At 46.5% G+C, this 22,944-nt stretch carries 24 protein-coding genes and 1 pseudogene; 4 read left to right on the forward strand and 21 right to left on the reverse strand.

What is annotated here, in order from left to right; genetic code table 11:
* Positions 1-64: 64 nt before the first annotated feature.
* The 5 genes and pseudogenes from galU to L2D08_RS24420 all read right to left on the reverse strand — a co-directional run bounded on the left by galU (position 65) and on the right by L2D08_RS24420 (position 4,835).
* Positions 65-943, reverse strand: coding sequence for a UTP--glucose-1-phosphate uridylyltransferase GalU (gene galU / locus L2D08_RS00425; RefSeq protein WP_242231740.1), 879 nt, complete (start codon positions 941-943; stop codon positions 65-67).
* Entirely contained in the window at positions 933-1,331 is a 399-nt protein-coding gene (locus L2D08_RS00430) for a GtrA family protein (protein WP_242231741.1), read from the reverse strand. Before L2D08_RS00430 ends, galU begins: the two co-directional genes overlap by 11 nt.
* Positions 1,315-2,322: a glycosyltransferase family 2 protein gene (locus tag L2D08_RS00435; protein ID WP_242231742.1), complete on the reverse strand. Its 1,008-nt coding sequence runs from the start codon at positions 2,320-2,322 to the stop codon at positions 1,315-1,317. The genes L2D08_RS00430 and L2D08_RS00435 overlap by 17 nt, the downstream gene beginning before the upstream one ends.
* Positions 2,285-4,240, reverse strand: a complete 1,956-nt coding sequence (locus L2D08_RS00440) for an ArnT family glycosyltransferase (protein WP_242231743.1) — start codon at positions 4,238-4,240, stop codon at positions 2,285-2,287. Before L2D08_RS00440 ends, L2D08_RS00435 begins: the two co-directional genes overlap by 38 nt.
* Positions 4,241-4,481: 241 nt before the next feature.
* A pseudogene (locus tag L2D08_RS24420) lies at positions 4,482-4,835 on the reverse strand (VOC family protein).
* Between the two features lie 92 nt (positions 4,836-4,927).
* Between L2D08_RS24420 and L2D08_RS00450 the strand changes: the two are divergent.
* Entirely contained in the window at positions 4,928-5,716 is a 789-nt protein-coding gene (locus L2D08_RS00450) for a nucleotidyltransferase domain-containing protein (protein WP_242231745.1), read from the forward strand.
* Positions 5,713-6,732 (forward strand): GNAT family N-acetyltransferase, encoded by a 1,020-nt coding sequence (locus L2D08_RS00455; protein ID WP_242231746.1) that lies wholly within the window; start codon positions 5,713-5,715, stop codon positions 6,730-6,732. Before L2D08_RS00450 ends, L2D08_RS00455 begins: the two co-directional genes overlap by 4 nt.
* 11 nt (positions 6,733-6,743) lie before the next feature.
* On the opposite strand, the gene sda is transcribed toward L2D08_RS00455, so the two are convergent.
* The 8 genes from sda to L2D08_RS00495 all read right to left on the reverse strand — a co-directional run bounded on the left by sda (position 6,744) and on the right by L2D08_RS00495 (position 12,333).
* Entirely contained in the window at positions 6,744-6,884 is a 141-nt protein-coding gene (gene sda, locus L2D08_RS00460; RefSeq protein WP_242231747.1) for a sporulation histidine kinase inhibitor Sda, read from the reverse strand.
* Positions 6,885-6,973: 89 nt separating this feature from the next.
* Positions 6,974-8,116, reverse strand: coding sequence for a CapA family protein (locus L2D08_RS00465; RefSeq protein ID WP_242231748.1), 1,143 nt, complete (start codon positions 8,114-8,116; stop codon positions 6,974-6,976).
* 65 nt (positions 8,117-8,181) lie between these two features.
* Positions 8,182-8,571, reverse strand: a complete 390-nt coding sequence (locus tag L2D08_RS00470) for a hypothetical protein (protein ID WP_242231749.1) — start codon at positions 8,569-8,571, stop codon at positions 8,182-8,184.
* Positions 8,568-9,881 (reverse strand): PepSY-associated TM helix domain-containing protein, encoded by a 1,314-nt coding sequence (locus L2D08_RS00475; protein WP_242231750.1) that lies wholly within the window; start codon positions 9,879-9,881, stop codon positions 8,568-8,570. The genes L2D08_RS00470 and L2D08_RS00475 overlap by 4 nt, the downstream gene beginning before the upstream one ends.
* Positions 9,882-9,972: 91 nt before the next feature.
* Positions 9,973-10,380, reverse strand: coding sequence for a disulfide oxidoreductase (locus L2D08_RS00480; protein WP_375337552.1), 408 nt, complete (start codon positions 10,378-10,380; stop codon positions 9,973-9,975).
* Positions 10,370-11,029 (reverse strand): DsbA family protein, encoded by a 660-nt coding sequence (locus L2D08_RS00485; protein WP_242231751.1) that lies wholly within the window; start codon positions 11,027-11,029, stop codon positions 10,370-10,372. The genes L2D08_RS00480 and L2D08_RS00485 overlap by 11 nt, the downstream gene beginning before the upstream one ends.
* Positions 11,030-11,075: 46 nt before the next feature.
* Positions 11,076-11,918 (reverse strand): M56 family metallopeptidase, encoded by an 843-nt coding sequence (locus tag L2D08_RS00490; protein WP_242231752.1) that lies wholly within the window; start codon positions 11,916-11,918, stop codon positions 11,076-11,078.
* Between the two features lies 1 nt (position 11,919).
* The gene (locus L2D08_RS00495) at positions 11,920-12,333 is read right to left on the reverse strand and encodes a BlaI/MecI/CopY family transcriptional regulator (protein WP_242231753.1); all 414 of its coding nucleotides are present in this window, start codon (positions 12,331-12,333) and stop codon (positions 11,920-11,922) included.
* Positions 12,334-12,511: 178 nt separating this feature from the next.
* On the opposite strand from L2D08_RS00495, the gene L2D08_RS00500 reads away from it, so the two are divergent.
* A complete protein-coding gene (locus L2D08_RS00500) occupies positions 12,512-12,892 on the forward strand; it encodes a DoxX family protein (protein ID WP_242231754.1) in 381 nt (126 codons plus the stop codon).
* A 21-nt stretch (positions 12,893-12,913) separates the two neighbouring features.
* On the opposite strand, the gene L2D08_RS00505 is transcribed toward L2D08_RS00500, so the two are convergent.
* The 7 genes from L2D08_RS00505 to L2D08_RS00535 all read right to left on the reverse strand — a co-directional run bounded on the left by L2D08_RS00505 (position 12,914) and on the right by L2D08_RS00535 (position 20,875).
* On the reverse strand, positions 12,914-14,059 hold the full coding sequence (locus L2D08_RS00505; protein WP_242231755.1) for a DUF3238 domain-containing protein: 1,146 nt from the start codon (positions 14,057-14,059) through the stop codon (positions 12,914-12,916).
* Positions 14,060-14,239: 180 nt separating this feature from the next.
* Entirely contained in the window at positions 14,240-14,395 is a 156-nt protein-coding gene (locus L2D08_RS00510) for a DUF4083 domain-containing protein (RefSeq protein ID WP_242231756.1), read from the reverse strand.
* A gap of 254 nt (positions 14,396-14,649) precedes the next feature.
* Positions 14,650-15,564, reverse strand: coding sequence for a hypothetical protein (locus L2D08_RS00515; protein ID WP_242231757.1), 915 nt, complete (start codon positions 15,562-15,564; stop codon positions 14,650-14,652).
* 77 nt (positions 15,565-15,641) lie between these two features.
* Positions 15,642-16,871 (reverse strand): S1C family serine protease, encoded by a 1,230-nt coding sequence (locus L2D08_RS00520; protein WP_242231758.1) that lies wholly within the window; start codon positions 16,869-16,871, stop codon positions 15,642-15,644.
* A gap of 195 nt (positions 16,872-17,066) precedes the next feature.
* Entirely contained in the window at positions 17,067-18,419 is a 1,353-nt protein-coding gene (locus L2D08_RS00525) for a sensor histidine kinase (RefSeq protein WP_242231759.1), read from the reverse strand.
* A gap of 37 nt (positions 18,420-18,456) precedes the next feature.
* Positions 18,457-19,131 (reverse strand): response regulator transcription factor, encoded by a 675-nt coding sequence (locus L2D08_RS00530; protein ID WP_242231760.1) that lies wholly within the window; start codon positions 19,129-19,131, stop codon positions 18,457-18,459.
* Between the two features lie 85 nt (positions 19,132-19,216).
* The gene (locus tag L2D08_RS00535; protein ID WP_242231761.1) at positions 19,217-20,875 is read right to left on the reverse strand and encodes an ATP-binding protein; all 1,659 of its coding nucleotides are present in this window, start codon (positions 20,873-20,875) and stop codon (positions 19,217-19,219) included.
* Positions 20,876-21,017: 142 nt separating this feature from the next.
* Between L2D08_RS00535 and L2D08_RS00540 the strand changes: the two genes are divergently transcribed.
* Positions 21,018-21,260 carry a hypothetical protein gene (locus L2D08_RS00540; protein ID WP_242231762.1) on the forward strand — a complete coding sequence of 81 codons (243 nt, stop codon included), beginning with the start codon at positions 21,018-21,020 and terminating at the stop codon, positions 21,258-21,260.
* A 276-nt stretch (positions 21,261-21,536) separates the two neighbouring features.
* On the opposite strand, the gene L2D08_RS00545 is transcribed toward L2D08_RS00540, so the two are convergent.
* Entirely contained in the window at positions 21,537-22,736 is a 1,200-nt protein-coding gene (locus L2D08_RS00545; RefSeq protein WP_242231763.1) for an MFS transporter, read from the reverse strand.
* Between the last annotated feature and the right edge of the window lie 208 nt (positions 22,737-22,944).

The raw sequence follows: 22,944 nt of genomic DNA on the forward strand, positions 1-22,944 counted from the left end.
CTCCTTTGTTATGACTGTTCCCGGTCTGACGAGGTATAAACGTCCTTTTTAAAGAGTGGTTTCATTACTGAACCGTCATTCTTCCGCGAAGCCCGTCCAAATAAGCAAGCACCTGGCCGCGCATTTCCGGCCGGCTGAGTGCCATTTCAATGCCGGCACGCAGATAACCGAACTTGTCGCCGATATCATAACGCTGTCCCTCAAGTAAAACGGCATGAATCGGGGAAGCAGCACACTGTTTCCGAAGTGCATCCGTCAGCTGAATCTCTCCTCCTGTGCCACGCTCTAAAGATTCTAAAACAGGAAAAATAGATGGGTTGAGCACATAACGGCCCATAACCGCAATCATCGACGGCGCTTCGTCAACAGATGGTTTTTCCACCAGATCAGCGAGTTCGTACACAGAACCTGTGCAGGCACGGGGGGCGATAATACCGTACTTTGATACGTCCTCCGGCGCAACATGCTGTACGCCGACAACATCGGTCCCCGCCTGTTCGTGCACATCCATCAGCTGGCGAAGCGCCGGCTTTTTAGACATCATTAAGTCATCTCCTAAAAGTACCGCAAATGGTTCATCGCCGATAAATTGACGGGCGGAAAGAACCGCGTGTCCAAGGCCCAGAGGCTCTCTTTGCCGGATATAATGAATGGAAGCTAGATTCGAAATCCCCTGCAGTTCTGCCAGCATCTCATTCCTCCCTTTTCCTTCTAATGTTTGTTCCAATTCAATCGAGCGGTCAAAATGATCCTCAATCGATCTTTTGTTGCGCCCTGTCACAATAATAATGCTTTCGATGCCCGAGGCAGCTGCTTCTTCCACAATGTATTGAATGGCCGGCTTATCAACAACCGGCAGCATTTCTTTTGGCTGTGCTTTTGTAGCAGGCAAAAACCTTGTGCCAAGTCCTGCTGCTGGAATGACGGCTTTTTTAATAGTCATATTGATTTTCTCCTTTCCTTTGCTGCCTGAACACCCAGAAACGGCTGCCGAAAAATGTGACGGACAGGCCGCTGAGTGTGGCGATGGTTTTACTAACAAAAAGCGGCTGCCCGCTTAAAAGGGATAGCAGAAACGTCGACATAGAAAGAGCAATCGCATTCAGGAGAATAAACTTTGTTATCTCCTCCATATTTGTCCGCCTGCTTGCTTTAAACGTCCATGACCGGTTCCAGACGAAGCTGTTGAGCGTGCCTGCACTGTAGGATAATACTTGTGCCCACAAGTACGGCACACCAACCGACCAAAGAGTGAAAAAAAGGAGCATATCGACCGCTGTATTCAACACGCCTATAATCCCAAATTTCATCACTTCATTTAAATTTCGCATAGCGGGTCACAACGTCGCTTTCATGCTCGGATTGACGGCTGTCACGCAAAATATACAGCGGCCGGTTTTTTGCTTCGTCGTAAATGCGGCCGATATACTCTCCAATGACGCCCAGCATAATGAGGATGACACCGTTGAAAAACAGCATAGTGAGCAGTAAGGATGACCATCCCGGAGTCGTGGTATCTGTAAATAAGCGCTGATACAAGACGATCAAAATAGCCAGTGAGCTTGCTGCTGACAGCATGACGCCAAGCAGGCTTGCCAGCTTGAGCGGTTTATATGAAAAAGAGGTGATGCCGTCCATTGAAAACTTCAGCATTTTTTTGAGCGGGTATTTTGTTTCGCCAGCCAGCCGTTCGTCCCGTTCATATTCAATCGCGGTTTGTTTAAAGCCAACCCAGCTGACAAGACCGCGGACAAAGCGGCTTTGTTCTTTCATGCCCTTCAGCTGATCGCATACTTTCCGGTCGAGCAGGCGGAAATCGCCGGTATCGAGCGGAATATCGATATCGGTAGACGCCCTCAGCAGCCGATAAAACATTTTCGCCGTTTGTTTTTTGAAAAAGGTCTCTCCTTTGCGCTTTGTCCGCTTGGCGTACACAACATCATAGCCTTCTTTCCATTTCTCAATCATGTCTAGAATAAGCTCCGGCGGATCCTGTAAATCAGCATCAATCACCACGATTGCGGAGCCGGCAGCATGATCCATGCCGGCTGTAATCGCAATCTGGTGTCCGAAATTACGAGAGAAATCAAGATATTTCATATGGCGGTCCTGCACCGCAATCTCTTTTAAAATATCAATGGTCGCATCCTGGCTGCCGTCATTCACAAACAGCAGCTCATACGAACCGTCTGCCTGATCCATTACTGTTTTAAGGCGGCTGTATGTTTCACGGATCACTAATTCTTCATTGTATACTGGGATAATAATGGAGTATTTCAAATCCTCACGCTCCTTCATAAACATATAAACCGCTCCAGTCATCAGATGTGACTTCCTTGCAATGCTCTTGAATCCATTCGGTTACTTCACTATTTTGGCCGCCGCCCGGTCCGCCGCCTGATGTCATGAAAAACTTCACTTCTCCGCTGGCTGTCATTTCTTCCAGTTTTTCAACCGTCATAGCCGGATCGGAGCCGCCAAATCCTCCCATAGCCAGGGCTGTATAGTCTGTATTTAAAATGATGCTGGCAGCGGAATTCGCATTTTGCACTGCAACTAGGTAGGTTTCGCCTGTATTGTTTTCCTCCAAGTAGCTGATCAGCTCTTCGCTCATCTCTCTGCCCATACCACCGCCGCCTCGGCCGTCTGAACTGTTTTCATCTGTCCCGTCAGGACGCTCCATTCCAGCTGGCATTTCAACATCTTGAGGCATTTCCATTCCTTCCGGCATCTCCGGACGTTCACCGTCTGCTGCCATCGCCATCCCCCGGTCAGCGAATACACCGCCTCCCGGTCCGCCTGCTGCAGCAGGTCCGGCGGTTGGCATGATGCTGTTTGTCGTACCCGCCACAACGGGGATTGCCGCCCAGTAAGCCGGCATTAAAAGCAGTCCCAGCATCGCCGCTGTCCGGACATGATGGGCGTATTTTGTCGTGATAATCAGCAGGATGCAGACCATCAATCCGAGAGCCAGCACTCCGCCGATCAGCCATGGCTGAATCGAGTCAATGTTCTGGTAAAGTACGTATGCCTCAAAAGCAAATGTAGCCAGCAGCGCTATTGGAAACAGCAGGCGGCTCCAGTTCTTTTTCTCCTTGTGCAGTCCCCACAGCACTGCGCCGCCAATAGCTGTTAAAGCCGCAACAGCCGGTCCCATCATGCTTAAATAGTAGCGGTGGTAAAAGCTTGCGATGCTGAAAAAGCCTATCATCGGAAGCAGCCATGCCAGCCAGAAAATAGCGAATTTATGCTGCATTGTAAGTGCCCTTTGACGCTTGATCGATACCGCTATTCCGATTAAACCGACCAGGACAAATGGAAGCAGCCAGCTCGACTGCCCAGACATCGAATCTGAGAATAAACGCAGAACGCCCGCTTCGCCAATATCTTCACCGCCGGCTCCCTGAGAAGAGTTGTTATTCAGTGAGCCGCTTGATTTATCATTGGTACCGCCGCTTTTTGATTGGTCTCCTGTCAGCCGCTGAATCCCGTTATAGCCAAATGCCAGCTCCAGTACTGAATTTGTCTGGCTTCCACCGATATATGGACGGTTCTCTTCCGGCGTCAGCTGTACAGCCGCTGCATATGAAACCGAAACGCCCAGTAAAACGACTGTTGCCATAGCCAGGTGAACGATTCGTTTTTTCCAGTTGTGCTGCGCAGCGATTAAGTAAAAAAGATAAAAAGCCGGTACAACCATGTACGCCTGCAGCATTTTAATGTTAAAGCCGATCCCAACCAACCCCATGGAAAGGAGCAGCCAGCCGAATTTTTTTTGCTGAACCGACTTCATGAGGGCCCATACAGCAAAAAGCAGTGTTAAAATCAGCATCGCATCTGTATTGTTCGTCCGTGTTACCGCAACGAAAATCGGTGTTACCGCCAGCACAAGCCCCGCCCAGCGTGCGGTTTTCACACCAAATACGGGTTTGACAATCCTATATAAAACAAAAACGGATAGTACACCGGCGATCGCTTCCGGAAGCAGCACGCTCCAGTCACTCACGCCAAAAATCTTCGCGCTCATCGCTTGAACCCAAAGAGCGACCGGCGGCTTATCCACCGTAATAAAATTGCCTGAGTCCAATGACGCGTAGAAAAACGACTTCCAATTGGTCGTCATGCTTTTCACAGCCGCCGTATAATACGAGTTGGACCCTGATGCCCCTATGTTATAAAAATTCAATATCGCTGACAGCGCCAAAATCGCCGCGAGCCACGGATCAAACCGTTTCTTCATTCTCTTCACACTCCATTTTCTTCTATCGATATTCTGAAGTGTAAACCGCGTTGGTGAAAGAACGGTGAAAACAAACAGTTTTTTATGAAAGAAAAACGCCCGTGCCCCATTGGCACAAGCGCTTTTCGTCAGTTCCGGTTTCCACACATCAGTTCCGTACTACGGCTGTACAGCTTAATGGTGTTGCCAAAGGGGGCCTGGGGCAGTACCGGAGAAAGTGCGGCTTGCCGGAGCGGGTGTTCTATTTTTTGCTGATCCGCTCCCCTCCTCCCTCTTCAATGCGTTCGGCTGTTGCCTCCACATCCTCTACTACGAGACAAAGATGAAAAAAGCCTGGGCGGTATCCTTCTGGTTCTCTTCGATCCATCCTTGGCCCCATAAATTTGAACAGCTCCAGCCCTACCCCGTTTCTGGCTGTTAAGGGGCATTTTTCATTCTCTTTACGTGCTTCCCTGTAAATCCTGTGTCATATTGGGGTTTTCTTCTTCCGACAATACGGCCCGGCAATGGGCTCAAACCCGAGGGTTTTCTCATACCAATCGACCGCTTTCTCCAAATCCGGCACGGCGAGCCTTATATGTGTAATAGCCATCATCTTTTCTCCTCCTTTTTTACGTCTTTATCCCGTCTTGAGGTTTACAATAATTGAAAAAGCGAGTACACTACCGCAAACGGAGGTGTAAAAGGATGGAAAAGGAGATTTTGGCAGCATTACGGAGCATTGAACAGGAATACGATGTGAAGATCCTGTACGCCTGTGAATCAGGGAGCCGTGCATGGGGGTTTCCATCTCCGGACAGCGACTGGGATGTTCGCTTTTTTTATATACACCGCCCAGAAGTGTATCTCAGCATTGACCCTGTAGGTGTTGGAAAAAAACGTGACGTGATTGAACGCCCGATTCATGATGAGCTTGATGTAAGCGGCTGGGATCTGACCAAAACACTTAAGCTGTTTCGTAAATCCAATCCACTGCTTTTGGAATGGCTGTTCTCCGATATTGTATATGAAGAACTGTACCAAGCCGCCGGGCAGATGAGAGAAATGAGCGGCAGCGTGTTTTCACCGGTTTCCTGCATGCATCATTACATCAATATGGCAGCCAGCAACTACCGGGCTGTACACCAAAAAGAAAACAGTAAACTTAAACTATATTTTTATATCCTGCGCCCGGTGCTCGCCGCTAAGTGGATTGCTGATCGGCAGACTATCCCCCCTTTTCCGCTCGGTTCCCTGCTGGACGCGCTGATTAGGGACAAAGCACTCCTGATGGCCATCCAGCAGCTTGCTGCACAAAAAACAGCGGGTAAAGAGGGAAACGGTGGATCCGACATTGCTCTCATAGACGCATTTCTTAAACGGGAGATAGAAGAGCTTCGAAGCCGTGCTGCGTCCCTCAAGCGGCCGTCAGAGAATCCAACAGAACGCTTAAACGATTTGTTCCGCCAAACATTGAAGGAGGTGTGGAGTGAATGAAAAAAATTACCTTGCAGCCGCACAGTTTAACGAATGCAGACCGAATTTTTACGCTGACTTCTGCGCCCGAGATAAAGGAATCGCTTGGCCTGCAAGTAAATACAGTCCATGACACGATTGACTTTTTACAGGCAGTGATGGCGGAAGAGCTGGAAGGAAAAACAGTATCACGGGCAATAATCAATGAAGACGGTAAACTAATTGGTATTACAACTTTAATGTTCATTGACCGGGAAAACGGTTCATGCAGTCTCGGCACATGGATTGGACACGAATATTGGGGACAGGGCTATAACAGGGCTTCTAAATACGCTATTTTGCAGACAGCTTTTGCTGAGCTGGGCCTTAACCGCGTTTTTATCGGCGCGCGCCTTGTGAACAAACGGTCACAGGCCGCGCAGAAAAAACTGCCGTTTATTACCTGTAGCGTCGAAGCGGATTACCCGGACATACATGCAGCACTTGAAAAAAAAGAAGGGCAGCCCTGCTTGTTAAACGTTGTGTACCAGGCCGATTTCCCGCTCGTCCGACCGGCAAATACCGAAGACATTCCAGCCGTCCAGGCTGTCGCACGGGCAGCGTGGTACGATACATATGAAGAGATCATTCCACGGCCTGTGCAGAATGCTTTTTTGGATCACGCTTATGCGGTAAACCAGCTTAAGGAGCGCTTCCAGAGCTTGTTTTTCGTGGCTGAGTGCGGCGGGCAGGTGGTCGGGTTCGCAAACGCCGTGCAAGAAGGGCCAAATGCCAGTTTGCAGGCGGTCTATCTCCATCCGGATGCCCCGAGGCAAGAGATCGGCACACGGCTGCTGCATGAAATGATCAATCATTTTTCCAAACCCTGCACTATAACTGCTGATGTAGAAAGTGGCAACGTGTCCGGGGAGCAATTTTACGAGACGAATGGTTTTTCCTTTGTAGAAGAATACGAAGAAAACTTTTTAGGTCATACATGGCATACGAAAAGGATGCAGCGGAAATGCGGACAAATAAAAAAGGGTGTCTCCTTATGAGATACCCTTTTTTAATACACTTTTTCTCTATGTATATCTAACTCTCTGCGCTCAAGCTCTTCTTCGAGCAGCAAGAGAAAATCGTGATCCAGATCCAGTTTCACTGCTTTTTTATACGCTTCCACAATAAACTCATCCGTTTGCTCTTTCATTGTTAAACACTTCCCCCTTTTCTAAAAGAACATATACCTTCCTATACCCTTCTTTAAACCTTTTTTATCAAAAAAAAAAAAACCGCCCCTTAATTGGACGGCTCATTTTTCATGTACTGTACCCAATCGGCTGGCTGAATTTGATTGGATACATCCAAAATCTTTTCCATTACCCGTTCCCGCTCCGCACCTTGAAGAAGGGTCGGCTGGTAATCATTCCGGTCTGTTCGTGAAGAAATGGAGAAAGGTACCACATTAATATCTTTTCCATCCGTCAGCTTTCCATCTTTTACTTCAAACGTCTGCTGGAACACGTACGTATCTTTATCGGACGGATTGCGATTTCCGCCAAACATAAAGTTACCAAGACTATAAACAATAAATTTACCATTATATTCTTCAATTCCCTGTACCACATGCGGATGATGCCCTACAACAAGGTCAGCCCCGGCATCGACTGCAAATCGGGCCAGTGTCTTCTGCGATTCTTCCGGCACGTAGCTTCTCTCCACTCCCCAGTGAAAATGGACAATCACGATCGCCGCGCCCTTTTCCCGCATCTGCGCAATATCCACTTCCACCTGATCACGGATCTCCGCCGTATCGGCCCAGCCTTCATAGCCGAGCGCACCGACTTTCACACCCTTTACTTCTGTTAAAAAGGAATCTTCATAACCAAAAAAGCCAATGTTCGCTGCTTTTAAATTCGCCTTTGTATCTTCATATCCTTGCTCCAGGTAATCAAAAATATGATTGTTGGCCACATTGACTGCTTCTATACCGCCATCCGTTAAAATCTGTGTATATTCTGGATCTCCTTTAAAACGGAATTTTTTTTCTGCTTTTTCTGTCGCTTCGGTCAGTGTCGTCTCCAGGTTTACCGTTGTCAAGTCATCACGTTGAAAAATACCGTTCAGCCCTTTTGTAAAATGAGCTAAGCCGTTCCGCTCTGCTTCATCTGGAAATGACCCGGCATATGTGAATGTCTCATCCGTTCCAAGTGTAAAGTCTCCTGCTGCACTCACTTTAATTGATACAGGCGGCGTTTCTTTTTGGGAAGCCGTTGTTTCATCCAAAATACCTTTTGGTACCCCCTGTGCTTTTTCTTTCGTCACCATTATATTTAACACAACAGCTGCTGCAACGGCTAAACATAAGCCGAAAAGCGACACTCTGACCCAGCTTTTCAGCCGACGGCGCTTTCGTCTTTCCATCCTTCTTTGTTCTGGCATAATGTACCTAATCCCCCTGATCCCTATTTATACCATTATACAACATTTTCGGCCAAAATAGGAGATCAATGGTGGTGCTTCATATCTACGGAAGGCCCATTTTGCTCAACGTCTGCTTCTACGCCCACCCATATTTTTTTGGTTGGCATAATATGCTGTCCATTCGTTTGAATATCCGCTTTTACAAAATAAATTCCTTTTTCTATAATCCTTTTTTGTGCTGTAAAAACCCCGTCTTTTCCTTCCTGCATGGGCAGCGTTTCCCTTTGTCCGCCTTCCGGCCAAAAAGAAACAGATACGTCCGCACCCGGTGATGTGGCAATCTGTATATGGCCGGCTGATACATCAATCTCTGCATCCAGTTTTTCCTCTGCGACATACTGATCCGCTGAATCGGGATCAAGGCTGCAGCCGGATAATAAAAATAGACTACTAAAGATGATCCACTTTCTCATGCTGCAAATCCTCCTCTTACCCGCTTTGCGATTTGATCAATGATCCATACACCGAGCATGGATGCACCTGCAAGTGGAAACAAAATACCAAGCATAATAATCAGTGCCCATAATCCTTTTGCCACTCCCGCTGCAGGACGCGCGGGTGCGCCGTGCTTCCGCTTCCGCCATAGAAGCAGCCCGCTTACAATAACAAGTATCATCCCTATACAAACTGCAAGCCCAGTCAGCTTGTTGATCATACCAAACTGTGACCCTTTATGGAGGGTAATGCCGAGCGCAATCGCCTTACCGGCCGGTCCGTAGTCTTCATAACGATAGTCTGCCAGTACTGCGCCGGTATACTGATCAATATGCATCGTCACTTCATCCTGTGCTTTTGGAGGAAACGCGGAAACCGTGTACACGCCTGTTTTCTCCTGCGGAATAAATAAGTCATAGCCCGGCTTAATGCCCCGTTCATTGATAATATGGATAACATCATCAATCGACAGCGGGACATACGCCGATTGCACAGACTGCGGCACTGGAAGATTTTCCGCCGACCAGCCAACATCCGCTACATCTTCTGTTTTCAAGCCCGAAAGCGGCGCTTCCCCCACCCAGATCGATGGCGGATAGCCTTCTCCAGAATTGGTTGCCGCGTTTTGCACCTGCGTACCCCAAAAACCAGACCACGGCAGGCCCGTCATGATAAGAAAAAACATGCCGGCGGAGATCCAGGCGGCTGGGACTACATGCAAGTCGCGGACGAGTGTCCGGCTTCCTTTGGAAAAACGCGGCAGCACAACGCCCCATATTCTCTCCTTCTTACGCGGCCACCAGAGATACGCCCCCGTAATGATTAAAATCAGTGCCCAGCACGCGGCCAGTTCCACCAGCCGGTCACCGACTGTGCCTGCCATTAATTCGCCGTGAATTTTTTCAAGCTTGTCCATAATCCGGTCCGTGTCATCGAACGTTCCCATAATCTGCATCGTGTGCGGATCTACAAATACGGTCATCGCTGTTCCGTCATGATCGGTGATGCCGATTTCTGCTGACCGGTCTGCCGAATCTGCAGGACGGTAGCGTGTGATAACGGCATGCGGATATTGCTCTTTAACACCCGCAAACATATGACTGGCTGGCATCATCTCTGACTGCGGCTTTACATCGTATAAATCTGCATAAAGCGCATGCTCAATTTCTGCTTTAAACAAATAAACTGCACCTGTTATCGCGAGTACAAGCAAAAAAGGTGCAAAAATGAGACCGGCATAAAAATGCCAGCGCCAAATCCACTGGTAATGCCTTCGCGATTGTTCCATTTTCCTGCCCCCTCTTTTTCTTTACTTCATGCATTATACAGATCAGATGTGAACATCGCGTGAAGAATAAATGAAAAAATGCCCGTTTGATTTAAACGGACATTTTACGAAGAACAACCATAGATATTGTAATAATGGTAAAGGCACACAAACTTAAAAACGGAATGGTAATAAACCCAAGCCAGTTAATATATTCTCCTGAGCAGGGAATACCGCTTGTACACATTTCAAAATGCTTCATCGCCGGTATCTTTTGCAAAGCATAGTGATATCCTGCGATCCCCATTCCGAATATGCTGACCGGCAGAATGTAGCGGTACATGCGTGTGTCGCCCCAATAAAACGCCAGGCCGAGAAAAATACAAAGCGGGTACATTAAAATACGCTGGTACCAGCACATCGTGCAAGGAATAAACCCCATTTGCTCACTGAAAAACAAGCTGCCAAGCGTGGCTGTAAGAGCCGTGAGCCAGGCGGCGAGAAGCGGCTTACTCAGCATCAGCCGCTGCCTCATCTACCATTTTGACTAAATCGTCAAACGAGTTTCCTTCAAACTTTTTTCCGTTTACGAACAGAGTCGGTGTTCCAGATACCTGGAGCTCTTTTGCCGTTTCGGCGTCTTTTTCCCACGCTGCCATCGAGCCTTCTTTTTCCACGACCGCCATCACTTTTGCCACTTCTTCATCGGTTGCAATCTCCGACAGCGTTTCTTTTAAAAAGTCATTCGTATATAGGTCGACTTTTTCAAATGATAAATCATCCGGCTGTTTTTCATACATAAGATGATGGAACTTCCAGAAGCGGTCATTGCCAAGTGTCTGATAAACTGCTTCAGCAAACTGAGCCGACCGATTGGAATCCACGTTAATAAATGAGTAATTCATAAAATAAAACTTTGCTTTTCCCGTTTCCACGAGTTGTTCATTGATCAGCGGAAAAAACGATTCATTAAAATCTTTGCACACAGGGCATTTATAATCACCAAATTCTACAATGGAAACTGGCGCCTCTTCTTTGCCTAAAAATGGTTCCTTCTCATAATTAATCTCGGCACTTTTTTCACTTACGTTCGATAAAAAAACGACTCCTGCCATACAAATGGCAAAAAAGCCGACAATCCAAAAAACACCTTTCGCCAAACTTTTCATCTCCTTTAAACTGCGGTTCGCAGCTTCTCTCTATTCAAACATCTCTTTACAACAGCACATCAATAAATAACAAGCAAATCCCAGCAAAAACAGACAGCGACCAAAAAGCTGACTGAACCGGTATATGCAGCGGCCGGTCCGCAGCCGGGTTCAGCAGGCGGTGAATCCGCTCGTTTACAGATGTATCGGCAAAAGACACACAGGACAACGGCATATGAATTTGCCTGCCTGCTTTGATCATTTTAACAAGCGCGCTGCCAAGCTCGGCTGCAGAGCCTGTCCTCTCAATCGCATACGCATCAGCCAGCAGTTCTTTATCACGCCGATACTGCTCCCGTACCCATCCTAAAATAGGCATGTACCATAAAACAGATGCCGACACCGCCAGCAAAAAAACTTTCAACGGATCGCGGCTTCGATGATGATAGAGTTCATGATACACGACTGCCTCAAATTCCGAGTCCGTCAGCATGTCCTTTAATCCAGTTGACAGAACGACAACCGGCCGAAAAAATCCCATTGTCACTGCCACGGGGGCAGGGTATGAAATCAAGCGGATATCCGCACTGTACCGCTTGGACCATTCGCTTGTCAGTGTACTGATTTCATATGCGCCAAACCACCGTCTCAGACGAGAGGCCAGAAGCCATTGCCTGCTAATCTTCCAAACGAATAGTATAAGCGTGCTGAACACAAGCGCATCAACGGCGTATTCAAAAAACGTCAAACCGATCCATTTTAACGCGCTATGGCACACAGCGACGAAATTCAAGCGCACATCCCAGCCGGCTAACAGCGAAACAGCATAAAGCCCCATCTGGGATAAAATCGTACCCGAGGCAAGCAGGCTGACAAGAAACAGACTTTTTGATGGATGTGTAGTCCTCATATTACCGGTCCTTTTTCCATTCTTTTATTTTCTGCTCCAGCTGTGCGACCAAGTCATCATCTGCTTCATCAAGCGCATCAATCATATGACTGACAACCACGCTTCCAAATTCATCTACCAGCTCCTGTGTCATTTCTTTTGACTGGGTGTTTACAAACTCTTCCCGTGTAAGAACCGGCTGGTACATAGAAGTCCGTCCTTCTAACCGTTTTGTCAGGATGCCTTTTTCCACGAGACGGTTCATGACCGTCATGACAGTATTGAAATTAGTCGCTTTATCCTTTTCTAATTCATGTTGAACGTCCTTGATCGACTTTTCGCCGCCGCACCAAAGCACATCCATAATTTTAGCTTCAAGCGGTCCAAAAAAACGGTTCAAGCCGCGCTCATTAAATTTAAAAGATTGAATTTTCACTTCCCGCCCCCCTCACATTACTCATTGTAGTGTGCAGGCGAAGACTTCGTCAAGAATCCATTGTGTAACATTTTTGAAACAAAATCTTAACAATTATTTCGCTCATTTCATAGTAAACTACAAAGCATAGTGTTACAACACTATGCTTTGTAGTGAATAATAAAAAGGAGGATTTACAATGGAAAAAGGAAACCTTATTTTGAGGATTGTGCTTGGATTTACGTTTTTTATGCACGGATTAGACAAGTGGAGAGGCGGCATTGACGGCACAGCCGGTTTTTTTGAAAGTGTAGGAATTCCGGGCTTTATGGCGTATGTGGTTGCAGGCATCGAACTTGTTGGAGGTATCCTTTTAATGCTCGGATTGGGTGTGCGCATCCTGTCTATTTTGTTTGCCGTTATTTTAATAGGGGCCATTTTTACAGTCAAGCTGTCGGCTGGTTTTTTAGGCGGACTGGAATTGGATATTGTACTGCTGGCGATGTCTGTTCACCTGGCTCTTGCCGGCTCGTCTAAATATGCTCTTGATTCTCGCATAAAAGTAAAAGCAGCCTCCTAAGGAGTGCTGCTTCTTTTTTTCTTATATTATATTGGAATACCGCCAGAACCGGTTAGCTGTCGGCGGAGCCAGGCGCCCAAGCCCGCGGCTCTCGGAACGGTGCAGCGGCTTCCATTCCCCGCCTCCGCTTTTTAAATACACTTCATGATGCGGTGCTTCATCATGTTCACCGCTTATCTCCATCAATCCGTTTGTATAAAAAGCGGCATGCACCTTATACACAATGTCCGGTGATGGCATTAACGGGTTGCCTACGGAATGATCAAGCAGAAAAGATAGCTTTTCCTCGTCGGTTTGTATACTTTTTATGACAATCCCTTCATCTGAAGCCCGGTCCCGTTCAACCAGTTCCTTTTCTACAGTATAGCCTTCAGATGCGCCAACACTCCGTGAAAGCGTAACATTTTTGCCCTTAATCTTCACTTCAGCTCTTGTCCGGTACCGCTCCGCTTCTGGATCAAATGTCCGTCCGTCTCCTGCGAAAAAGCGCATTTTCGATAAAACATTCGGGTTTTCTACCCACTCATCTTCTAAAAAGGTTGTATAACGAAGAACATGGTCGCGATCTACAGAGGCCTGCTGTTCTTTTAACGCATCGGCCGGCCGGCCAATATCTTTAAAAAGCAAAAACGTTTCAACAAGCATATCATCTTCATTCTTTTGAACTTTTAACAAATCGATCACTTTGGCAATCGGAGATGGTTTTTCCGCCGCTTCTTCATCTCCCGGCTCAAGCGGCCGGACACCTTTAATTTCGTATACATATGATTCATTCATCGTTATACGGGTATCATGAAAACCCGGCTCTGTTACGGTTCCGGCATATTCATCGTTACGGTAAATCGCATACTCCTCTACACCGCGAATCGGCTCCCAGGCCATCGCGATTTTTCCTTCTTCTACAACTGTTGTAACAATCAGTTCCTGCAGCGGAATGTCCGCATTTTTGTCCTCACGCTCTACTGCTGTTGCCGTTTGAACCTTCAGCGTGCTGTCTCCTTTAAATAAATAGGAATATGTGGTTCCCGGTTTCAGGCCTGTATCTGTAAACGTCGTATCCTGGCCGCTGTAGACCTCTTTGCCGTCTTTTAAAATGCGCACCGGTCCTGCTGTCTCCCAGCTCAGAGAAATGCGGTCCGGTGTCTGGCTGACTCGTGTAAGATTCATGATGACGCCACCTTTCTTTCTCTTTCTTTACCCGCCTTTTTACTGTTCAAAAACTTTGCAAAAAAGAAGCCGACTTTATTCAGCTTCTTTTTTTACCGATTTTAATCAGTGCGGCTAATAAAATAAGCACCGGTACTCCGAGCAAAAGCCCGAGGCCCACGGTGTAAAAGCTTTCGACAATCATTGGCGCTCCTCCAGCTTTCTTTCTATTCGGTCCAGCTGCTTTGATCGTCTGCGCCAGGAGCGTATACCGATGAAAATCAAACCGGCTGGCACGAAGAGCATCAGCAGCATAACTATTTGAAATAAAACGTCGGCGATATTTATGTTACTCATATGGCAGCCTCCAATCTTTTTTTTAGTATATAAGTTTTTTCCAAAACAAAAAAGCCCTGGCTCCCCAGGGCTTTTTTGTTACGCTGTCCAACTCCGGATGTCCAATCCGCTGCTGGGTTACAAGGGCTGACGGCCGGCCGCTGGCTGACAGCTCTTGATCCAGGTAAGCTTTGTGCTTTTCTCAATGTCCAGCTTCAGCCAGCCAGCCCCTCGGTCATAAGCCGTCAGGCTGAACGGCCGCCTTACGCTTTTCTTTAATGCAATGGCATTTTGTCAACACCAAGGTCTTCAAGCTGTGTTTTCGCTTCTTCAATCAGGCTTTCTGCTTTTGCTTTTGTTTCATCATCCAGCCCTTGCAGCATATTACCGCGTCCTTTGCCGCCATGTCTGCCATGTTCAGGCAGATCTACACCAAGCGCTTCAAGCTGCTCGTCCGCTTGCTCACGTGTTAAATCTCCACTTTTCAGTTTTTCCATAATCGCTTCCGCTTTTGCTTTTGTTTCATCATCCAAGTCCGCAAATAGATCCGGGCGCTCAGGAAGAGTGATACCGAGTGCTTGAAGCTGTTTCTTTGCTTCTGCCTCCGTTAAAATGCCGTTCTTTTTCTTTTCTAAAATCGCTTCGGCTTTTGCTTTCGTATCTTCATCTAAGCTTGAGAGAAAGCCGTCCTTGCCGCCACGTTCATTGGTTTCAATACCGAGCGCCGCCAGCTGCTCCTCCGCTTGATCATGGGTAATGGTGCCGTTTTCTGCCTGCGCAAGAATATTATCGGCTTTCTTCTGTGCGGCTTCATTCAAATCCGCATCTTCTACATCTTGTGCCAGATGACCGATGCCTTTGCCACGCTCTGGCATTTGAACTCCCAGTGCTTCAAGCTGTGTTTTTGCTTCTTCTTCCGTGATCTCACCGGCTTTCTTTTTATCCACAATGGCTTCGGCTTTCGCTTTTGTTTCCTCATCCAAGTTCGCGAACATCCCGTCTTTTTCCGGAAGGTCCACACCGATGGCTTCAAGCTTTGTCCGTAAATTACTCATAATAGTGTCTGCTTTTGCCTGTGTGCTGCTGTCGAGTGCAGAATTGCTCGCTGCAAACACCGGCAGGCTTGCTGCACCGAGGACACCTAGTGATAGGGCTCCGGTCACCACTACATTAAAAACGCTTTTTTTCATTCACTTTCCTCCTTTAGATTTGAGCTTTTCCAGCCCTGCTCATACTGTAACCAGCCTTGGTGAAAAATCAGTGAAAGTTATTCACTTTGCGCGGATAACGTCATCGAAATCGTTTGCTCCTTGCCGCCTCGATAAATGGTGATGTTCACTTTGTCTCCAATGTTCGCTTTATTGTACAAGTACTTTCGGAATTCTGATGTGCTTGCCACTTTTGTATCATTAATCTTTACAATCACATCTCCAACCTCAAAGCCGGCTTTTGCGGCTGATGACCCCATTTCCACTTGGGAAATTACAGTGCCTTCCGTGACGCTTGCCGGCAAATTCAGCTGGTTTTCTGTAACTTCACGTGATAACACACTCACATCTTCCAAACCTACTCCAAGGTACGGACGATCCACTTTCCCGTCTTCCATCAATTCTTGAATAACCGGGATGGCATCCTCAGATGGGATGGCAAAACCAAGCCCTTCTACACCTTCTTCCGCAATTTTCATGCTGTTAATGCCGATCACCTGGCCGGTACTATTAATAAGCGCGCCGCCGCTGTTTCCCGGGTTGATCGCCGCATCGGTTTGAATGACATTTGCTTCCCATTCACCTGCTGAGGTTGAAACCGGCACAGACCGGTTGATTCCACTGACAATCCCTTCCGTAACTGAACTTGATAAATCCAGTCCGAGCGGGTTGCCGATTGCTGCTACCTGCTGACCTAATTTAAGGGCACTTGAATCACCAAAGTCAGCGACTTCAGTAACATGGTCACTGGAAATTTTCAAAACAGCAAGATCCGTCAGTGCATCCGTTCCAACTACCTCTGCATCAATCCTCTCTCCTCCTGCCAGCGCCACTTCCACCGTGTCGGCTCCCTCCACGACATGGTTATTCGTTACAATGTAGCTGACATCTTTCCCTTTTTTGAAAATAACTCCCGAGCCAGTACCAGCTTCTGTTTCCTCAGTACCTTCACCTGTAGCAGCCATGGACTGGCTGCCAAAAGGATTAAATTGCTCCTGCTGCTGCAAATTAACGACACCGACAACCGCTTCACTCATTGAATCAATGGCGGACATTAAGTTATTTTCCGAAGAGGAAGCCGTTGATGCCGGCTGTACAGTGATTTCATTTGCTGTATTTGACGACTTTGTTTCAGTCGCTGTTGTATTGGTATCAAGCAGAGATGGTGCCATATAAAACATCATTGTGCCGCCGGCCAAAACACCCGTAAATGAAGCGGCTGCCATTTTCATGAAACCGGCCTTTCCTTTTTTCTCTGGCTGTGGTGTATAACGTTCTTCTGTCTCCATATTTATCTGCTCCTTTTGCGTAATTGATTTACTGAATTGACTTTATTGTAGAAAAGAAAAGTGAAAAGACGGTGAAAATGCAGAAAAAGTGTTTTTTATTTTATTTCGGTTGATGGTCTTTCCCACCGCTCACCTAAAAACGGCTTGGCTGTTCTTACACAGGCGGCGGTGAACAATAAAAAAGCTGTTTCCCTATTATGCGGAAACAGCTTTTTCTTTTGGTATCGTAACAATAAATGTACTGCCCTTTTCCGGCTCGCTCTCTACAGAAATGGTGCCGTGATGAATATCAACAATCCACTTGCCGATCGATAAGCCTAGCCCATGCCCGCCGACAGTGCGGGTGCGCGATTTATCAGAGCGGTAAAAGCGGTCAAAAATACGAGGCTGGTCATCAGGATGAATACCGATGCCTTCATCTGTTACTTTCATCGTCCAGTGACGGGCGGTCTCTGATAATTGCAGGCTGACCCTGCCTCCGTCCGGTGAATACTTGACTGCATTATCCAGCAAAATGTACATAAGCTGTTTTAATCGCTCCCGATCCCCCATGACCGGCAGGCTTTCCGGTGCTTCTATCTCAAGTGAAACACCGTTTGTTTCGGCATGCAGTGTCAGCGATTCGATCACACGGCCAGCTTCTTCCCTCACATCGAAGCTGGCCACTGTACGCTCTACCCCGCCCGAATCAGCACGGGCCAGCACAAGCAGATCGCTGACAAGCCCTGTCATTCTTTTCACTTCCGACTTCATATTTCGCAGTAGTTTCTGTGCAAAAGGATCTGCTTCAACACCGTCGGTCATGTGAATCGCATCAATGGATGAAAGCATGACACTGAGCGGCGTCCGCAGTTCATGTGAAGCATCACCGACAAACTCTTTCTGCCGGTTAAAAGCATTTGAAATGGGTCCCATCGCTTTTTTCGACATAACAGAGCTGATAAAAATCGCTACGCCGGCAAACAGTACCGTTAAGCTGACCAGCACAACAAGCAGCCATTGAAACAATTGATACGCAAAAGAAATGTCCTTGCCAATGTAAATCATGCCGACAAACTGTCCATTATAAAAAATCGGGCTGCCGTCGATCATCAGCCGGACTGTATCAGATTTCGGCTGTTCTTTAATTTCTTTTCCGCCGATACGCCGTTCATCAAATTGCACCTGTATGGTTTCTTCACGAATTTGATTGCGGTCAGGCACCCAGCCCGACACAAGCGAAAACAAATCCTCCCGTATATTCGGAACCATCTCATTTCCCATTACAAAATTCCCGTCTGCATCTGTCACATAGTAAAAAAACTGGTCAACCCCGGCAAGCACCAGCTCCTGGCTGCCGATTCCCTGCAATTCATTTCGGGCGCTCTCTGCCAAGTAATTACTGATCACCCGCGTTTCCTGCCGGGTCAGCTGTTCAAGCTCCCGATGCTGGTCACGCAAAATCACGATATATAGCAGCGTGTATACAACCACGATAAAAAGAACGAGAAACAGCATAATTAAGCTGCTGTACTGCATAGTGAGTTTCCGCTGTGTTTGTTGAAACAAGTCGCTGCTGCTCTTGAACCAGTTTATCTTTAACCTTTTATTCTTCAACTTTATATCCGACTCCCCGTACACTTTGCACAATATCCGGCCGGTCAACGAGATCGAGCTTTTTGCGCAGCAGCTTTACCGTTGCATCGATCGTTTTGGCCGTTACGTCCGCCTCGTACCCCCAAATGCGGTCAAGCATCACATCCCGGGTTAATACTTGTCCTTTATTTTGCACAAGCAGGTCTAAAAGCTGGAACTCACGAGGGCTTAACTGAATAGATTGGCCGTTCTTTTGAATTGTTTGGCTATTCCGGTTCAGCTCTACTCCTTGAATAGATACCGTTTCTTCCACAATAGGGGCATAGTTGCGGCGGGTAAGCGCCCTAAGCCGCGCAAGCAGCTCATCAATTTCAAACGGCTTTACCAGGTAATCATCTGCTCCTGCATCAAGCCCCATCACCCGGTCTTCTACTGCATCCTTTGCCGTCAGCATTAAAATGGCTCCACCGTATCCTTCTTTGCGCAGGTCCCGGCATACCTCCACTCCAGTGCCATTCGGCATCATCCAGTCTAAAACGAGAACATCATAGTGAACAGAGGATGCATAATCATAAGCGTCTTCTCCTGTTTTCACCCATTCTACCCCATGACCGCCTTTTTTCTTCAGCATAAAGCTGACTAATTCCCCAAGCTGCAAATCATCTTCTGCCAGCAATATATTCATCCGATCCACTTCCTTTCGCTTTTTTTGTTATACCATGTTTTAATGAAAAAAGAGTGAAAAAAAAAGACGCCCTCAATAGACGACTTTAAACCGAAACAAGCGGCAGCTCGATTGTAAAAGCTGTCCCTTTGCCCACCGTAGATTCAACGCGGATAATGCCTTCATATTGCTCGACAATATTAAAGCAAACCATTAATCCGAGGCCTGTCCCATCTTCCTTTGTCGAATAAAAAGGTTCACCCAGCTTTTTTAATACGCTTTCCGGCATCCCTTTTCCTTCATCAGTGATTACAATTTCCACTTTTTCACCGTTTAAACGTGCCGAAGTGCGTACCACTCCGCCATTTTCCATCGCTTCAATTGCATTTTTTATAATATTAATAAACACCTGCTTCATCTGCCCGGCATTACACCGAACAAAGCAATTCGGTTCTATGTCACTGTATTGAATGTCAATTTTCCGCATTACTGCCTGTGATTGAAGCAGCATCGATACGTCTTTCAGCATTTTACCGGCATCGCACGTTTCAATTTCAACCGACATCGGCTTGCCGAGCACAAGCAGCTCACTCGCGATCGTTTCAATCCGGTCAATCTCTTCTTCGATAATCGCGTAATATACATCATGCATGGCGTCTTCACGGGCCAGCTTAATAAACCCCTTAATCGAAGTCAGCGGGTTGCGCACTTCATGGGCAATCGACGCAGCAAGCTGTCCGGCAAGGCTGAGCTTTTCTGTTTTAATAGTCAGCTGCTGGTGAGCTTTGCGATCCTGAATGCTGCGGATAATGGCAATGACCGTAAAATCTTTTTCAATATCAAATGAAAAAGGAAAAGTCGCCACCTCAACATCTAAAATTTGGCCGTCATACGTTTTTATTTTCATTTCCTCAAGCGGTACTCTATCGTTTCGCAAAAGTTTTTCTGTATTTTTGTAAATAAGAGGATGATATTCCTTTGTGAATAAGTCCCAAATGGTCGCATGCTGCAAATCACTTTCTTTGCAATTCAGCATCTTTAAAGCGGTATAATTTCCATACACCACTTTCTCAGCCGAAAAAATAAAAACAGCATCAGGCATTTCGTTGATTAAATGTTTATAGTGCTGGACTTTTTCCTGCAAAAAGTCTTCTACAAATAGAGAGGGTGTGTTTCGTTCACTTTCATAATACGGTGAATTTGTAATCTCGTTATCTGTCATGATATGCGAGTGGCCCTTCATCAGTTTTAAAGAGAAGTTTGCCGAAACATCATTGCCATCATACGCACAGACTGTGAATACGTGGAACGGTTTTAAAAGGGCGTTGGCCTCTTGCTCATAAAGCGGAATTTCCTTATCGCAGTCCACATCTTTACGCCATATCACACGGCTCCATATACGAATAGGTGCCCCGTTCGCTACATAATGACGAACAGCGTCATCAAGCCCCTGCAGCACCGTTTCGGTTTCAAATGATTGATAGGTGTTATAAAATTGGCAGTGGTCTATAAATCCAATAGAGGTGATTTGTTCATCCGAGAACCCTTTTTGAGCAAGCTGCTGTTTGATTTTATCAATCTTTTTTGCCGACTCAAGCAGGATCACCTGATGCTTCAGCTCCAAACCCGTTATAGCGAAGGAAAACATATTTTCCCAGTACTTTTCCTGATTTTCATATAAATATAAAATGTGGGTTCCACTTATCAATTCCATATTTTTTGTTAACGCCACTTTCGGGTGTACAAGGTCATTTGGCAAGTTCATAAGCGTGATCCCTCATTTTGACATGTTTTTTCAATCTATTGTAACATGGACAATTTCTTCCGTATATATGTGACATTTTACCCACTCAGCTGTACTTATGTAAGATCTTTTCGTAAAATAGTAACTAAAAGGAAGTGATAGATTGAAAACATGGTCATTCCGGCTCATATATCGCATCGTATTAATTATTTTTTCGCTTTTTTACGGAATTTCCGCTTATCCGGGCGGCTGGAGCCGATTCGCGCTGCTTGTAGCGGTTATCGCTATTTTTATGACGATTGAAGATCTTTTTATGAAAGAAGCAGAGAAAAAACAGCGGACTATTTTCGTTGTATTGTTTGCCCTTGTTTTTTTCGTTACCTTCTTTTTTATTTTTCTGGCATAAAGAAAAAAACCGCCGTTATGGGGCGGTTTTTTTATATTAACGTTTGTTTTGATCTAAATATTGATTTAGCTGTTTAAACAGCAAATGAAGCCCGCCGCTGGCGATCGCAATCGCAACAATAAATGTTACAAACATGATAAGAAAAAAGCTCATTTCTGCTATACGCCCCTCTCACGTAATCTCATGAGGTTAGTATAGCGTTGGGCAGTTACACACGTGTGACAATGGAGTTAAGTTACATTACGGTTTGATGAACGAGTGAAACATAAAAGACATTTATTCGAGTTCCGTTTGTTTTGTTTCACGCCCAAGCAGAGCCAGCACAAGTACGCCGATGACAATACTTACGCAAAACAAACCAAACACAAAGCCGATTGACTGGCCGGAGGCAACAAGCGAGCCAACTAAAAGCGGACCTAAAATACCGCCAATTCGCCCAATAGAAGCTGCCATACCCGATCCCGTACCACGGATAACAGCTGGGTACTGTTCTGGCGTGTAGGCATATAGTGCTCCCCACGCCCCCAGGTTAAAGAATGAGAGAAGCATTCCTGAGGCAATCAATACTGCAGTTGATTCAGCATTTCCAAATACAAGAGCAGAAGCAGCTGTTCCAAGCAGATAAACAACTAAAACAAACTTCCGGCCCGCCCGTTCAATCAGCCAGGCAGCCGTAAAGTAGCCAGGCAGCTGTGCCAGAGTCATAACAAGGACATATCCGAAGCTTTGAATTAAATCAAAACCTTTTATCACCATTACACTCGGCAGCCATAAAAACATGCCGTAATAAGAAAACACGACCGTAAACCATACGATCCATAGTACGAGTGTAGACCGTGCATACTTTTTCGACCATACATCGCGGATATTTTGCCCAATCGTCCGTTTTTCAGCTTTAGACGGGGAAAACGCCGGCGAATCCGGCAGCTTCAGCCTTAAATACAGCGCGTAAAGCGCCGGAAGTGCTCCAATGACGAGAGCCGTCTGCCATCCATAGGATGGAATAACAAAGTACGAAATGACAGCAGCCAGCAGCCAGCCCAATGCCCAAAAGCTTTCAAGCAGCACAACCACACGGCCGCGATCCTTCGCCGGAACGCTTTCTGATACAAGTGTAGAAGCGACCGGCAGCTCGCCGCCCAAGCCCATTCCAACGAAAAAGCGTAATAATAAGAAAACAGTAAGCGTCGTTGTCAGGGCGGATAAGCCGCTTGCCAGGGAAAACATCAACAATGTAATAATAAAAATATTTTTTCGGCCGATCCGGTCAGCATAAATGCCAAATACAAGTGCACCCACTGCCATACCAATAGAGTTTACGCTGCCGATCCAGCCCATTTGCTCCGGCGTTAAATCCCACTCTACTTTCAGCGCCGCAATAATAAACGACAGCATGCCGACGTCCATCGCATCAAACATCCAGCCGAGCCCGGCAACGCCAAGCAGTTTTTTCTGAGAAATTGTTTTTTCTGCCATTGATCCCTTCTCCTGTCTTTACAGATGTTATTACTTCATCACTATAGAGAATCTTTGTCGAAAAAACAACCGTTTTTCTCTTCATGCAAAATCTCTTTCAATGTCGAATTCTGCTTCACTACCTGCTCCTCTTTTTCTCTGTATGCTTCTTCGTGCAAGTACGTGCTGCGGCTCGTCTTTATTCCGGATCCCGGTCAATAGCCATTAG

Origin of the sequence: Domibacillus sp. PGB-M46, from assembly GCF_022668875.1 — a bacterium.
In the GTDB taxonomy this organism is placed as follows: Bacteria; Bacillota; Bacilli; order Bacillales; family Domibacillaceae; genus Domibacillus.

Bases quoted from the DNA above. Each gene is read 5' to 3' on its own strand.
- galU (WP_242231740.1), bottom strand. From the start codon at position 943: ATGACTATTAAAAAAGCCGTCATTCCAGCAGCAGGACTTGGCACAAGG.
- L2D08_RS00430 (WP_242231741.1), bottom strand. From the start codon at position 1,331: ATGCGAAATTTAAATGAAGTGATGAAATTTGGGATTATAGGCGTGTTG.
- L2D08_RS00435 (WP_242231742.1), bottom strand. From the start codon at position 2,322: ATGACTGGAGCGGTTTATATGTTTATGAAGGAGCGTGAGGATTTGAAA.
- L2D08_RS00440 (WP_242231743.1), bottom strand. From the start codon at position 4,240: ATGAAGAAACGGTTTGATCCGTGGCTCGCGGCGATTTTGGCGCTGTCA.
- L2D08_RS00450 (WP_242231745.1), top strand. From the start codon at position 4,928: ATGGAAAAGGAGATTTTGGCAGCATTACGGAGCATTGAACAGGAATAC.
- L2D08_RS00455 (WP_242231746.1), top strand. From the start codon at position 5,713: ATGAAAAAAATTACCTTGCAGCCGCACAGTTTAACGAATGCAGACCGA.
- sda (WP_242231747.1), bottom strand. From the start codon at position 6,884: ATGAAAGAGCAAACGGATGAGTTTATTGTGGAAGCGTATAAAAAAGCA.
- L2D08_RS00465 (WP_242231748.1), bottom strand. From the start codon at position 8,116: ATGCCAGAACAAAGAAGGATGGAAAGACGAAAGCGCCGTCGGCTGAAA.
- L2D08_RS00470 (WP_242231749.1), bottom strand. From the start codon at position 8,571: ATGAGAAAGTGGATCATCTTTAGTAGTCTATTTTTATTATCCGGCTGC.
- L2D08_RS00475 (WP_242231750.1), bottom strand. From the start codon at position 9,881: ATGGAACAATCGCGAAGGCATTACCAGTGGATTTGGCGCTGGCATTTT.
- L2D08_RS00480 (WP_375337552.1), bottom strand. From the start codon at position 10,380: ATGCTGAGTAAGCCGCTTCTCGCCGCCTGGCTCACGGCTCTTACAGCC.
- L2D08_RS00485 (WP_242231751.1), bottom strand. From the start codon at position 11,029: ATGAAAAGTTTGGCGAAAGGTGTTTTTTGGATTGTCGGCTTTTTTGCC.
- L2D08_RS00490 (WP_242231752.1), bottom strand. From the start codon at position 11,918: ATGAGGACTACACATCCATCAAAAAGTCTGTTTCTTGTCAGCCTGCTT.
- L2D08_RS00500 (WP_242231754.1), top strand. From the start codon at position 12,512: ATGGAAAAAGGAAACCTTATTTTGAGGATTGTGCTTGGATTTACGTTT.
- L2D08_RS00505 (WP_242231755.1), bottom strand. From the start codon at position 14,059: ATGAATCTTACACGAGTCAGCCAGACACCGGACCGCATTTCTCTGAGC.
- L2D08_RS00510 (WP_242231756.1), bottom strand. From the start codon at position 14,395: ATGAGTAACATAAATATCGCCGACGTTTTATTTCAAATAGTTATGCTG.
- L2D08_RS00515 (WP_242231757.1), bottom strand. From the start codon at position 15,564: ATGAAAAAAAGCGTTTTTAATGTAGTGGTGACCGGAGCCCTATCACTA.
- L2D08_RS00520 (WP_242231758.1), bottom strand. From the start codon at position 16,871: ATGGAGACAGAAGAACGTTATACACCACAGCCAGAGAAAAAAGGAAAG.
- L2D08_RS00530 (WP_242231760.1), bottom strand. From the start codon at position 19,131: ATGAATATATTGCTGGCAGAAGATGATTTGCAGCTTGGGGAATTAGTC.
- L2D08_RS00535 (WP_242231761.1), bottom strand. From the start codon at position 20,875: ATGAACTTGCCAAATGACCTTGTACACCCGAAAGTGGCGTTAACAAAA.
- L2D08_RS00545 (WP_242231763.1), bottom strand. From the start codon at position 22,736: ATGGCAGAAAAAACAATTTCTCAGAAAAAACTGCTTGGCGTTGCCGGG.